At 66.1% G+C, this 13,870-nt stretch carries 9 protein-coding genes; 7 read left to right on the top strand and 2 right to left on the bottom strand.

Annotation, left to right across the window (positions count from 1 at the left end):
* Positions 1 to 36 precede the first annotated feature (36 nt).
* From V3B25_RS08020 to cueR, 7 genes are all read left to right on the top strand, one after another.
* Positions 37 to 321 (top strand): hypothetical protein, encoded by a 285-nt coding sequence (locus V3B25_RS08020; RefSeq protein ID WP_005409434.1) that lies wholly within the window; start codon positions 37 to 39, stop codon positions 319 to 321.
* 84 nt (positions 322 to 405) lie between these two features.
* Positions 406 to 1,428 (top strand): glucokinase family protein, encoded by a 1,023-nt coding sequence (locus V3B25_RS08015; RefSeq protein ID WP_329810429.1) that lies wholly within the window; start codon positions 406 to 408, stop codon positions 1,426 to 1,428.
* 51 nt (positions 1,429 to 1,479) lie between these two features.
* Complete coding sequence (locus tag V3B25_RS08010) at positions 1,480 to 2,478, top strand: N(4)-(beta-N-acetylglucosaminyl)-L-asparaginase (protein WP_329810428.1); 999 nt, start codon at positions 1,480 to 1,482, stop codon at positions 2,476 to 2,478.
* Positions 2,475 to 3,206: a copper homeostasis protein CutC gene (locus V3B25_RS08005; protein ID WP_032129954.1), complete on the top strand. Its 732-nt coding sequence runs from the start codon at positions 2,475 to 2,477 to the stop codon at positions 3,204 to 3,206. The genes V3B25_RS08010 and V3B25_RS08005 overlap by 4 nt, the downstream gene beginning before the upstream one ends.
* Positions 3,207 to 3,609: 403 nt before the next feature.
* The gene (locus V3B25_RS08000; RefSeq protein ID WP_329810427.1) at positions 3,610 to 6,567 is read left to right on the top strand and encodes a TonB-dependent receptor; all 2,958 of its coding nucleotides are present in this window, start codon (positions 3,610 to 3,612) and stop codon (positions 6,565 to 6,567) included.
* A 172-nt stretch (positions 6,568 to 6,739) separates the two neighbouring features.
* Positions 6,740 to 9,241: a heavy metal translocating P-type ATPase gene (locus V3B25_RS07995; RefSeq protein ID WP_329810426.1), complete on the top strand. Its 2,502-nt coding sequence runs from the start codon at positions 6,740 to 6,742 to the stop codon at positions 9,239 to 9,241.
* Between the two features lie 11 nt (positions 9,242 to 9,252).
* Positions 9,253 to 9,708, top strand: coding sequence for a Cu(I)-responsive transcriptional regulator (gene cueR / locus V3B25_RS07990; RefSeq protein WP_032129957.1), 456 nt, complete (start codon positions 9,253 to 9,255; stop codon positions 9,706 to 9,708).
* 78 nt (positions 9,709 to 9,786) lie between these two features.
* Here the strand turns inward: cueR and V3B25_RS07985 are convergent, their stop codons facing one another.
* Complete coding sequence (locus V3B25_RS07985; protein WP_021204511.1) at positions 9,787 to 9,981, bottom strand: heavy-metal-associated domain-containing protein; 195 nt, start codon at positions 9,979 to 9,981, stop codon at positions 9,787 to 9,789.
* 200 nt (positions 9,982 to 10,181) lie between these two features.
* On the bottom strand, positions 10,182 to 13,259 hold the full coding sequence (locus tag V3B25_RS07980) for a TonB-dependent receptor (protein ID WP_329810425.1): 3,078 nt from the start codon (positions 13,257 to 13,259) through the stop codon (positions 10,182 to 10,184).
* Between the last annotated feature and the right edge of the window lie 611 nt (positions 13,260 to 13,870).

Below are 13,870 nucleotides of genomic sequence, written 5' to 3'. Positions count from 1 at the left end.
CCAAGGGCGTCGCTGCCCAACGCGAAAGGACCCCGCATGGATATCCGCTTCATGGCCGGCACTACGCCGGTGACCCTCAGCCGCCACTGGTTCACCGGCGCGATGCTGCTGCAGAGCGCTACCGAGAAGGTCTGGGTGCAACACCCGCTGCATCCGGGCACCCACTTCTCGTTCTCGCTGGTACAGTCGTGGCTGCGTCACATCGCCGGCCACGAAGTGCTGGTCGAGCGCACCCGGCCACTGCTGTTTGCCGGCTTCCGCCCGCAGCGCCTGCGCGTGCTGGTGGATGGTGTGCAGGTGGCCGAACAGGAAGGCATGTAGGCCAACCTGAACCATCGGCGTGCTAGGCAAAGCCGCCCCGATGCCTGAGAATCGGGGCGATTCAATCGATCCAAGCAGGCCAGCGTGACCATCGCAGCAGCGTCCCCGGTTTCCTCCGACTCCGCCCGCGGCGGTCTTCCGCGCCATCTGGTCGTTGCCGATGTCGGCGGCACCTTCGCCCGCCTGGCCTTGGCTGAGACCCAACCCGGCCACGCGCCGCGGCTGGGCAGCCATCGCACCTATGCCTGCGCCGAGCACCCCAGCCTGGCCGCGATCCTGGCCGATTTCACCGAAGGCCTTGGTCAGCCGGTGCAGACCGCGGTTGTGGCCATCGCCGGCCTGCTCGATGGCGATGTGCTGATCAACTCGAACCTGCCGTGGACGGTCTCGCTGTCGACCACGCGCGAACAGTCCGGCCTGCGCGAACTGCAGCTGATCAATGATTTCGAAGCGGTGGCGCTGGCTATCCCGTACCTGCAGCCGGAAACCCTGGTCCCACTGAATGGCGACGCCGATCCGGCGCAGGCCTTCCCGGCGCTGGTGCTGGGTGCCGGTACCGGCCTGGGTGCCGCGCTGCGTTTCGCCGATGGCGAGCGCCCGGTGCTGGCCAGCGAGATCGGCCATGCCGCGCTCGGCGCCGGCAACGCGCTGGAACTGCAGGTGCTGGGCAAACTGCTGCAGCGCTGGCCGCACGTGGACAACGAACGGGTGCTTTCCGGCAGCGGCCTGATGAACCTGTATCCGTGCCTGTGCGAACTGCGCGGCGTCACCCCGGTGTGGACCAGCACCGAGGCACTGATCGGCGCCGCGCGCAGTGGCGAGGACGCGCTTGCTGTGGAAACGTTGCAGGTGTTCTGTGCCTGGCTGGGCAGCCTGGCCGGCGACGCGGCGATCGCCGTCGGCGCGCGCTCGGTATACCTGGCCGGGGGCATTTCCGCGCATGTGCAGGATTTCCTGGCCGATGGCCGCTTCCGTGAGCGCTTCCTCAACAAGGGCGTGCTGACCGAGGTGCTGCGCCAGGTGCCGGTATGGCGGGTGGAGCACGGCCAGCTGGGCGTGCTCGGTGCAGCGGTCTGGCACGCAGCGCGGCAACCCACGCACGACTGATCGGCAGGGCCGGCATCGGGCCGGCCATGCATTGCAGACTGGGAGGGGAAGATGGTGGATCGCAGGCAGTTCCTGCAGGCCGGTGCACTGGCCGCAGGCATGGCGGCATTGCCGGGCGTGCATGCGCGCACGCAGGGGGGGGCCAGGGTGGTTTCGACCTGGGACTTCGGCGTGCCGGCCAACCAGGCCGCATGGAAGGTGCTGGCACAGGGTGGCAGCGCGCTGGATGCGGTGGAGGCGGGTGCACGCTGGGCCGAGAGCGAGCTGTGCAACCCCACCGTCGGCCATTGTGGCAACCCGGATCGCGACGGCGTGCTGAGCCTGGACGCGAGCATCATGGACGGCGATGGCCGCTGTGGTGCAGTGGCCGCGCTGGTCGACATCCTGCATCCGGTGTCGGTGGCCCGCAAAGTGATGGAGAACAGCCCGCACGTGCTGCTGGTGGGCGAGGGTGCGCAGCAGTTCGCGGTGCAGCAGGGTTTCGAGCGCAAGCACCTGCTGACGCCGCAGGCCGAAGCCGCCTGGCGCGAGTGGTTGAAGACCGAGAAGTACCAGCCACAGATCAATGCCGAGCGCCGTGGTATCCCCGGCAACAGCGACAACCACGACACCATCGGCATGCTGGCACTGGATGCCAAGGGCCATCTGGCCGGTGCCTGCACCACCAGCGGCATGGCGTGGAAACTGCACGGCCGCGTTGGCGACAGTCCGATCATCGGTGCTGGCCTGTACGTCGACAACGACGTGGGCGCGGCCACTGCTTCGGGCGTGGGTGAAGAGATGATCCGCAACGCCGCCTCGTTCCTGGTGGTCGAGCTGATGCGCCAGGGGCGCTCGCCGGCGCAGGCCTGCCGCGAAGCGATCGACCGCGTGGTGCGCAAGCGCCCCGAAGCGAGCAAGACACTGCAGGTGTGCTTCCTGGCCATGAACAAGCAGGGCGAGGTGGGCGCCTACGCGTTGCATCGCGGCTTCGTCTACGCGGTCTGCGATGCGCAGCGCCAGGATGACCTGCGTGATTCGCCATCGATCTACACGAGCACCCAGGCGTGAGCACGCGGCTCACCCTGGAGATCGCCAGCAACTCGCTGGCTTCGGCGCTGGCGGCACAGGCCGGCGGCGCCGACCGCATCGAGCTGTTCGACAACCTGGCCGAGGGCGGCACCACGCCGTCGTTCGCCAGCATCGCGATCGCCCGCGAACGCCTGTCGATTCCGCTGTTCGTGCTGGTGCGGCCACGCCCGGGCGACTTCCACTACGACGCACTGGAAACCGAACTGATGCTGCGTGACATCGCGCAGTGCCGTGCGCTGGGCTGCGATGGCGTGGTGATCGGCGCGCTGGATGTACAGGGCGGGATCGACGTGGCGCTGTGCCGCGAGCTGGTGCAGGCTGCCGGGCCGTTGCAGGTGACCTTCCATCGCGCCTTCGACGCTGCCCGCGATCTGCCGGCGGCGCTCGAGCAGGTGATCGGGCTGGGTTGCCAGCGCGTGCTGACCTCGGGTGGCCAGGTCAGCGCCGAGGCCGGTGCCGATGTGCTGGCAGGCCTCGTTACCCAGGCAGCGGGCCGCATTACGGTGATGGCTGGTGCCGGATTGGCACCGGGCAACATCGCTACCGTGGCAAGGCAGACCGGCTGCACCGAACTGCACGCCTCGGCCAAGGGCCTGCGCCGCTCGGCCATGCAGTTCCAGAACCCGGCGCTGCGCGGACTGGACCCGGACTGGAGCCAGACCGCCACCGCCACCGTAGCCGCGCTGCGGCAGGCGCTGGACGCCTGATCGCAAGCCCCGGGTCGGATCCCTTCGCAGAAGGGCTCTGACCCCATCTGGATGCAGTCGGGTCAGAGCCCCTCCGTGAGGGGATCCGACCCCGTACGCCGGCCCGCCACGGACAAAATAGTTCCGCGCACGATTGTCGCGATCGTGTCATTGACGTGTGCTCCGCATTCTCAGCGATGTTTCGCAACCCGTTGATTGTTTTGGATACCTGCAGCCGATAACGGCATTGCGCCAGGTGTTGCTGCGTCGCCGCATGCCCGGCGCGGTTCAGCTGTGCTTTAGTTTGGATCGATCCACAGGGGAGGGTGTCGGGACGGTCTTGAACCGATCCAGGTGCCCGGATCAGCCGTAGTGCCGCGCCACCACCCGTCCGTGCGTCCACACTTTCGAAGAGCAACCACCCATGGCTCAGATCGTCCGCAAGCGTCGTCACCTGCTGTCCCAGGCCTTGGTCCTGGCCCTGTTGCCCCTGGCGGCCAGCGCGCAGGAGGCCGTCAACTCGTCCACCAAGGATCTCGACGCGGTCACCGTCACCGGTTCGCGCATCAAGCGCGCCAGCGTTGAAGGCCCAGCGCCGGTCAACGTGATCACCGCCGCACAGATCCAGAAGGAAGGCTTCGTCAGCGTTTACGACGCGTTGAAGACGCTCACTGAAGCCACCGGCACCGTTGAAGCGGCCTCGCAGTGGGGATCGCACACGCCCAATGCCAGCGGCCTGAACCTGCGCGGGATGGGCCCGAACCGCTCGCTGCTGCTGGTCAACGGCCGCCGCGTGGCCGACTACCCGCTGCCCTACGGTGGCGAAACCAACTTCTCCAACTACGGCAACATTCCCGCTGCCGCGGTGGAGCGCATCGAAGTGCTGACCGGTGGCGCCTCGGCCATCTATGGCTCGGATGCGATCGCCGGCGTGGTCAACGTCATCCTGAAGACGAACTACGACGGCGACGAAGTGCGCGTGCGCGGCGGCACCTCCACCGAAGGCGGTCGCGATACCTGGGATCTGTCCTGGGCCGGCGGCAAGACCGGCGACAACTGGAGCGTGACCTACGCGCTGCAGTACACCAAGCGCGATCCGCTGTTCGGACGTGACCGTCCGCAGATGGACGATGCCGACGATGCGCCGTACCCGTCCTGGAACATGGAACAACGCAAGGTCGGCTTCCGTCCCACCGCCGGCCTGGCGCTGATCGATCCCACCACCGGCCAGCGCCTGGCGCCGCCCACCGGCACCTGCGAGAAGTTCGATGGCGAGTACTACACCGCCGATCGCCTGGTCTACAACTACGCCGCCAACACCATCACCAACACCGGCCGCCTGTGCGGCATGAGCGCCGACTACGCCAACTGGCTGCTCACCGGCGGTGCCGAGAACGTGTCCGGCAACCTGTATGCCACCTTCGATTTCAGCAATGACCTGCAGGCCTGGACCAACCTGGCGGTGTACCGCTCCGAAGCGATCTGGGGCACCAATCCGCCCGGCGTGTCGCTGATCGACGATGACAACGGCTACTACTGGGACGCCAACCGCAACCGCCCGATCCTCGGCGTGCGCCAGTTCACCCCGAACGAGGTGGGCGGCCTGGATACGCTGCGCAACACCAACCGCGAACTGTCCTGGGACTGGAGTGCGGGCCTGCGTGGTCGCCTGGCCGATCGCTTCGACTGGAGCGCCACGGTGGGCCGTTCCTACTACCGCGTCGAAGAGCGGCAGAACGTGGTCGACAAGCAGAAGTCGTACGACTATTTCCTAGGCCCGAAGCTGGGCACTACCGCCGACGGCGAGGCGATCTATGCGTTGAACGAATCGCGCTGGTGGAACCCGCTGACGCCGGACCAGTACTGGCAGATGGGCACGGTGGCGAACAACCGTGCGTCCTCATGGGTCAACCAGGCGTCGGCGGACATCACCGGCGAGCTGTTCCAGGGCTGGGCCGGCCCGATCTCGTTCGCGGCGGTGGCCGAAGTCGCGCAGCAGGGCTACCACCTCAGTCCGGATCCACGCGCCGGCATCGATTTCGACCTGCAGAACGTCGATCGCGGTGGCGGCGAGCGTACCCGCTATTCGGCCGGCGTCGAGTTCAAGATCCCGCTGCTGGAAAGCGTGACCGCCACTGCGGCCGCGCGCTATGACCGCTATGGCAGCTACAAGGCTGACAACAGCGGCGAAGCGCTGGACATCGGCAGCCAGAAGGAGACCACCTGGAATGTCGGCCTGGAATGGCGCCCGGTGGAGTCGCTGCTGGTGCGTGGCTCCTATGCCACCAGCTTCCATGCGCCGGACATGCACTACCTGCTGGGCCAGCCCAGCAGCTCCGAAGTGCAGACCTATGACCGCCTGCGCTGCATCCAGAGCGGCGCGTACCTGGTCAACAACTGTGGCGTGGGCAATACCGATGTCTGGTACACGTTCGACGTGAACCGGCGTGGCACGCCGCTGCTGCGCTCTGAGACCGGTGATTCGTGGACGGTCGGTTTCGTCTGGGACGTGATGCCCAATCTGTCGGTCAGTGCCGACTACTGGGCAATCAAGCTGGAAGACATGATCGTCGACGTTGGCGCCGACGAGGTGCTGGCCAGCGAAGCGGGCTGCCTGACCGGCAAGAACATGGACGGTACGCCGTGGGCCAATCCGGCCGGTGGCGAGTATTGCGCCGGCATCCTGGCCCGCGTGAACCGTGACAGCAACGGCCACCTGGTATCGATTGAACGTGGCCCGTTCAACCTGGCCAGCCGCGAAGTGCGCGGCATCGACCTGACCGCGCGCTATCGCCTGGAAACCGCGCAGTGGGGCAGCTTCCAGCTCGGCCTGAACTACACCAACCAGATCTCGACCAAGGAACAGCGTTACGCCAACGATCCGAACCCGGAGCGTCGTGACCGCGACCTGCGCAGCAAGCTGCGCGCGAGCCTGGCCTGGCAGCGTGGCAATTGGAATGCCAATGTCTATGCCGATCGCATCGGTTCGGTGCCGGGCGTGCGCTACCACTGGGGCACCGATCGCCTGGACAATCCTGGCGGCTGCCTGCCGTTCGCCGATGGTTACGTGCCCAGCGACAGCCCGTCGCTCAACTGCCTGGAGCCGGCCACGCGTCCGGACGGCTCGCCGAATCCGAATCCCAATGCCGGCCAGCAGACGGCGCGCTACTACGGGCGGGTCGGGCCGTTCATCACCTGGAACTTCAACGTGGGCTACCAGGTGACCGAGCACGCCAAGGTCAACGTCTACGTCAACAACGCGTTCAACTCCGCCAGCTGGAACCACAAGGACCCGTACAAGCTGGACTACGATTTCGCCCCGACCCGCCTGCTCGGCGCGGTTGGCCGCGAGTTCGCGCTGGAGTACGTGTTCACCTTCTGAGCAGACCTGCGGGGGCGCCGGGCTTGATCCGCCTGGCGCCTCCGTCCGCTCGGCAGATCCACGCCATGCGTGGATGAACCCCTTCATGAACCCCGGGGTGGCTGGATTTGACCTTCCCACGATGGCAAGGTTTAGCCTGTCCGCATCCAGAAGGAACCCCGGGAATCCGATCATGAGCACGCCCCGCGCCACTGCAGTCCCCGCAAGCCCGTCCACCATCAGCCTGCCCATCGAGGGTATGACCTGCGCCAGCTGCGTCGGTCGTGTCGAAGCGGCGCTGTCCAAGGTCGAGGGCGTCGGCAGTGTTTCGGTCAATCTGGCCACCGAACGTGCGGATATCCGCGCGTCCGGTCCGGTCGATCGCGCCGCGCTGATCCAGGCGGTGGAGCGGGTGGGTTATGACGTGCCGGCCGGCACCATCGAGCTGGCAGTGGAAGGCATGACCTGTGCCTCCTGCGTCGGCCGCGTCGAGCGCGCGCTGCTGGCGGTACCGGGCGTCAGCCAGGCCAGCGTCAACCTGGCCACGGAGCGTGCGACCGTGCGCGGCGTTGCGGGCGTAGACGCGCTGATAGCGGCCATCGACAAGGTCGGTTATGCCGCCCATGCCATCGAAGCGGGCGTTCAGTCCGATGACGAAGCTGCGGAGAAGAAGGATGCCGAGCGCGCCGAACTGAAACGCGACCTGATCGTGGCCACCGCACTTGCACTTCCGGTGTTCGTGCTGGAAATGGGTTCGCACCTGATTCCCGGCATGCACGAATGGGTGATGGCCACCCTCGGCATGCAGACCAGCTGGTACCTGCAGTTCGTACTGACCCTGCTGGTGCTGGCCATTCCCGGCCGCCGTTTCTACCAGAAGGGTTTCCCGGCACTGCTGCGGCTGGCGCCGGACATGAACTCGCTGGTGGCGGTGGGTACCGCCGCAGCGTTCGGTTACTCGGTAGTGGCGACCTTTGCACCGCGGTTGCTGCCGCCGGGCACGGTGAACGTCTACTACGAAGCAGCGGCGGTGATCGTCGCGCTGATCCTGCTCGGCCGCTTCCTTGAGGCGCGCGCGAAGGGCCGTACCTCGGAGGCGATCAAGCGCCTGGTCAACCTGCAGGCCAAGGTCGCGCATGTGATCCGTGACGGCCGCACGATCGAGATCCCGGTCAACGAGGTTCTGAGCGGCGATGTGGTGGAAGTGCGCCCGGGCGAGCGCGTGCCGGTCGATGGCGAGGTGATCGAGGGGCGCAGCTACATCGACGAGTCGATGATCAGTGGCGAACCGATTCCGGTCGAGAAGCAGCCGGGCAGCAGCGTGGTCGGCGGCACGGTCAACCAGAAAGGTGCACTGACCGTGCGTGCCACGGCGGTGGGCGCGCAGACCATGCTGGCGCAGATCATCCGCATGGTCGAACAGGCACAGGGCTCGAAGCTGCCGATCCAGGCGGTGGTCGACAAGGTCACCCTGTGGTTCGTGCCGGCGGTGATGCTGGCCGCACTGGCGACCTTCGCGGTCTGGTTGATCTTCGGCCCATCGCCGGCGCTGAGCTTCGCGCTGGTCAATGCGGTGGCGGTGCTGATCATCGCCTGCCCATGTGCAATGGGTCTGGCCACGCCGACGTCGATCATGGTCGGAACCGGTCGTGGCGCCGAGATGGGCGTGCTGTTCCGCAAGGGTGAAGCACTGCAGTTGCTGAAGGACGCGCAGGTGGTGGCGGTGGACAAGACCGGCACGCTGACCGAAGGCCGCCCGCGCCTGACCGACCTGGAGATCGCCGACGGCTTTGATCGCGCCACAGTGCTGGCCGCCGTCGCCACCGTGGAATCACGTTCGGAGCATCCGATCGCCCGCGCCATTGTCGATGCAGCCACCGAGCAGGGCATCGCATTGCCGTCGATGATTGATTTCGAGTCGGTCACCGGCATGGGTGTACGTGCCAGCGTGGAGGGTGCGCGTGTGGAGGTCGGTGCTGATCGCTTCATGCGCGACCTGGGCGTGGATATCACCGCATTTGCGGCGCTGGCGGCCGAACTCGGCGCGCAGGGCAAGTCGCCGTTGTACGCGGCCATCGATGGACGCCTGGCAGCGATCATCGCAGTATCCGATCCGATCAAGCCGAGCACGCCGGCCGCGATCGCGGCACTGCACCAGCTCGGCCTGAAGGTGGCGATGATCACCGGTGACAATGCCGGCACCGCGCAGGCGATCGCACGCCAGCTCGGTATCGATGAAGTCGTGGCCGAGGTGCTGCCGGAAGGCAAGGTCGAAGCGGTGCGCCGTTTGAAGGCCACCCATGGCCATGTCGCCTTCGTTGGTGACGGCATCAACGATGCGCCGGCACTGGCCGAAGCCGATGTCGGCCTGGCCATCGGCACCGGCACCGATATCGCGGTGGAGTCGGCCGATGTGGTGCTGATGTCGGGCAACCTGCAGGGCGTGCCGAATGCCATCGCGCTTTCGAAGGCAACGCTGGGCAACATCCGGCAGAACCTGTTCTGGGCCTTCGCCTACAACACCGCATTGATTCCGGTGGCGGCCGGCGTGCTGTACCCGGTATGGGGTGTGCTGCTCTCGCCGGTGTTCGCCGCCGGTGCGATGGCACTGTCCAGCGTGTTCGTGCTGGGCAACGCACTGCGCCTGCGCCGCTTCCAGCCGCCGATGGCGGATGCCCCCGCTGCGAGCCACTGAAGGAGAACCGCATGAACATCGGTGAAGCTGCCAAGGCCTCCAGCGTTTCGGCGAAGATGATCCGCTACTACGAACAGATCGGCCTGATTCCTGCGGCCGATCGCACCGAGTCCGGCTACCGGGCATATTCGCAGGCGGACATCCACCGCCTGCGCTTCATTCGCCGCGCGCGCGATCTTGGCTTCCAGGTGGCCGAGATCACCGATCTGCTCGGCCTGTGGAACGACACCTCGCGGCACAGTGCCGACGTCAAGCATCTTGCCGAACAGCACATCGCCGACCTGGAGCAGCGTATCGAAAGCATGCGGCAGATGGCCGACACGCTGAAGTCGTTGATCAGCTGCTGTGCGGGCGATGAGCGCCCGGAATGCCCGATCCTGCAGCGGCTGGGCGAGGACGAAGAGACCCTGGCACCGCCGGAGACCGCGAAGACCGGTGCAGTACGGCGCCGCACGCACAAGCACTGACCTGGCGTTGCATACATGAAAAACCCGCCCGGTGCAGCTGCACCGGGCGGGTTTTCGTTGCAGGCGCAGGCTAGGGGATCAGGCCGTGCGCGGCGGGAAGCCTGCATCGGTCAGCGCCGCCACGATCTGCGCTTCGCTGGCCGAGGTCTGTACCTGCACGCGACGGCTGGCGGGATCTGCCTGCACGCTGGCCTGCGGATCGACCAGCTCGATCGCCTTGGTCACGCTGCGTGCGCAGCCGCCGCAGGTCATGCCTTCCACGTGGAATTCCATCTGTAGCTCCTTCGGTGCTCTTGGGGTGGCGCCAGTGTGCACCTTCCAACATTGGCAGGGTCAAGCGCAGGACTGAACCGAAGACAAAGCACCAATGAAAACGGCAGCCACCTGTACCAGCGCGGCTGCCGTGGAGGAACGTCCCCGCCAGGGCGGGGCGTGGGTTGCACCGGAGCGCGCCCGGGCAACCCGGTGTTGCCTTAGAACTTCCAGGTAGCGCCGAAGTACAGCTGGCGGCCTGCGTAGGTATTGGAGATCAGGCGTGCCTTGGTGTCGCTGCCCAGGTGCACGCGCTGCTCGGACTTGGTGGCATTGATCACCGAGGCGGTCAGGGTCCAGTCCGGGGTCAGGTTGTAGGCCACGTTCAGGTCCAGCTGGTCATACGGCTCGGTGTAGACGGTGAGGCCATTGTTGAGCCCACCGACCACCTGGCCGCGACGGTTGAACGAGGCGCGCGCGAGGAACTTCTCGTTCTCGTAGAAGACCGTCACGTTGGCCTGGTTCTTGGCGCTGCCGACCAGCGGCGAGGAGCCGATTTCCTGCCCGTCCAGAACAATGGACGCCAGGTTGGTGTCGTTGTAGGTGTAGTTGGCCTGCACGCCGAAGCCGAAATCGAAGGTGTACTGGCCATACAGCTCGACGCCCTGCGACACACCATCGCGGCCATTGGCCTGGGTCTCGTAGCGCTGCACGTTCACCGCTTCACCGTTGATGACCATGGGCGTGTCGCGCACCACCGGCAGGGTGAAGTTGTCCACGTTCTTGCGGAACAGGCTGACGCCGGCGACCGCGCCCGGCTGGAAGTACCACTCCAGGCCCAGGTCGAACTGGGTGGCCTTGAACGGCTCCAGCTGCTTGTTGCTGCCCTGGCCGACCCAGCCTGCGGTCGATGCGCCACCGGCAACGCGGCGATCATTGACGTACTCCTCGCTGTAGTAGCTCAGTGCGCCCGGTGCTGCGATGTCGGTGTAGCCAGGGCGGGCGATCACCTTCGATGCGGCACCACGCAGCACCAGCGTGTCGGTGATGTCCCATGCAATGTTGAAACTCGGCAGCACGTCGGTGTAGGTGCGGTCCACGCCGATCAGGCTGTAGGTCTTGCTCTGCGCCAGGTCATGCGGCAGGCGCACGAAGCCGCTCTCGCAGCTGTAGGTCGGGTAGGCCGCAGCGGCGGGGTCGGTGCACGCCATCGGCGCGCCGGACGCGTTGTCCAGGAAGTAGTCGTTGAACTTCTCGATCGAGTCGGAGGACTGCGCGAACTGCTTGGTGCGCACCACGCGCACGCCGACATTGCCGCGCACGCGTTCGGTGCGGAAGTTGGCCTGGAAGTAGCCGGAGTAGATCTTCTCGTTGACGTTGTAGACGAAGTCTTCCTCGGTGCGGTTGTGAGAACCACCGTAGGTCTTGTTCAGGTAATCGATGTAGGCCGGGTAGTTGATGCCCGGGAACACGTTGGCATTGAAGCCGCCCGCGATGTTGCTGATCGGATTGGACAGGAAGAAGCCCGGCTGCGCGTCGCCCGCAGTCGGATCGCAGCCACTCTGGTAGCGGCTGTTGTCATAGTCGGCCGGGTCGCGGCCCGGGCACACCCAGTAGGTGTTGCCGGTATTGCGATGGACCTTGCCGTCACGGTACTTGGCGCCGAACTGGATCGAGTCCAGCCAGCCGGACTCGAACAGCTTGGTGACGTCGGCCTGGAAGTAGTTCTGCTTGACCTCGGTGCGCTTCCACGACGAATCGGTCGAGCCGGTGTCGACTTCGGCGATGCCGTTCATCAGCTGCTGCTGCAGGTCGGGCGAGAAGGTGGCCGACGGCGTACCGGTCAGGTCCCAGGCGCTGTACAGGTTGCCCGACAGGTAATCGTTGCCGACCTTGCGGCGCGGCTTGGCCGACATCCGGAAGTTCATCGACGGACCACCTTCGGACCAGGTGCGGCCACCGGTGAACGAGGCCTTCCACAGCGGGCTGATGTCCCAGTCGATGGTCAGGTCAGCGGTCTGCGAGAGTGCCTTTTCCTTGCTGTAGCCACCGGTCAGCTGCGGCGTCGGAACCGTGCAGTCGTCCGGGCCCCAGCCGCCGGGCTTGAGGCCAGCGGCCTTGGCCTGGTCTTCGCTGCAGTAGTAGGTCTTTCCGGCCAGCTTTTCGAACTGGGCGCCGGTGACGGTGTTGCCGCTGGGATCGAAATCCAGGCCGTTGAGCAGGCGGCCGCCGGCCCAGTTTCCATCGCCGTTGAAGCGGGCCATGCTCCATTCCGGAATCTTCAGCATGTTCTGGGTGTAGTCACCCTGCAGCTCGAAGCGGAAGTAGTTTGCCGTCATCGTAACGTTGTCGACCGGCTTGAACTGGAAGGTCAGCTGGCCGCCCTTGCGTTCGCGCTTCTCTTCCTTCACCGCGAAGTTGACCGACGTCGGCATGAAGAAGTCGCTGTAGTTGCCGCCGGTCTGGTTGTTGAAGCCTGACTTGCCCCACCAGTAGTGGATGCCATCCTGCGCCTGCACGTTGCCATAGGCATCGCGCGCCTTGCCGGCGCCGTACCACTGGTAGTCCTCGGTGCTGGCTTCCATGGTGCGGGTGGTGCGCTTCTGCTGCGTCACGCCGATCAGCACGCCGAAACGCTCGTCCTTGCTGTGCCACGAATACAGGGCCGACGCCTGCGGGTCGATATCGTGGTGGGTATCGGAGGAGGTGCCCTCGAGCGTGACGAAGCCCGAGTTGGACTCCATGTCCAGCGGACGGCGGGTGTGCAGGATGACCGTGCCGCCGATGCCGCCTTCATCGATGCGGGCTTCCGGTGATTTGAACAGCTCGGCACTGGACAGCATGTTCGACGGCAGCAGGGTGTAGTTGAACGAACGGGTGGCTTCGTCGTTGGTTTCCGACGTGGCCACGTAGTTGCCGTTCAACTGGGTCAGGGTCAGGTCGGGTGCCAGGCCACGCACGCTGACGCTCTTGCCTTCGCCGCCACTGCGGGTGATGACCACGCCGGGCACGCGCTGCAGAGCGTCGGCCACGTTCTTGTCGGGGAACTTGCCGACGTCTTCGGCGGTGATCACTTCGACCACGGCGTTGGCGTCGCGCTTCTGCTCAAGACTCTTTTCAATGGCGTAGCGGTAGCCGGTGACCTGGACGCTGTCCAGGTTGGTGGCTTCCTGCGAGCCGGTGGAAGCGGCCTGCTGCGCGGCGGCGCCAGCCGGAATGACGGCGGCGACCAGGGCCAGCGCGATGGCCAGTGACAAGGCGTCCTGGCCGTGCGTACGTGTTGAATGCTTCATTCCCATCTCTCCCTCTCTCCTGGATTGATCCGGTGACGTGGCACGGACAACTTGAATCGATCTAATTTGAAGTGACATTGTCGCTATTGCCATGCAGTGGCAGTAGCACCGTGCGCGTGGCCTGGTACGTCCTGTTGCTGCTCCCCCAACTCCCGGCCATCGCAGTGTCGCTCTTGGATCGATCTAAGCGATGGGCGGGCGTTTTTTAGCATGGGTCGCCCGCGGGCGCATGCTGCTCCGCAATATGGTACTGGCGTGGCGAAGGCGTGACGGTTTGCTGAAAGCAGTGAAATCGTTTTCGTGCGCAGGGGAGGGTGGGGCGGCAGGGCTGCGCCCTGCACCTGCTGTAGTGCCGGCCGCTGGCCGGCAACGGCCAAAGCCAAAGCCAAAGCCAAAGCCAAAGCCAAAGCCAAAGCCAAAGCCAAAGCGGCTCTGGGTTTCTGCTGGTTTGGCGGGGGGGGGGGGGGGGGGGGGGGGGGGGGGGGGGGGGGGGGGGGCCCCCCCCCCCCCCCCCCCCCCGGGGGGGGGGGGGCGGGGCCCCCCCCCCCCCCCCCCCCCCCCCCCCCCCCCCCCCCCCGCCCCGCCTTTGACAGTTTCCCGGTGACGGTTGGATAGGT

The organism is Stenotrophomonas sp. SMYL8 (genome assembly GCF_036320065.1).
GTDB lineage: Bacteria > Pseudomonadota > Gammaproteobacteria > Xanthomonadales > Xanthomonadaceae > Stenotrophomonas > Stenotrophomonas maltophilia_A.
Note: the sequence above shows the minus strand (reverse complement) of the source record. Positions and strands in the feature narration are given on the sequence as shown.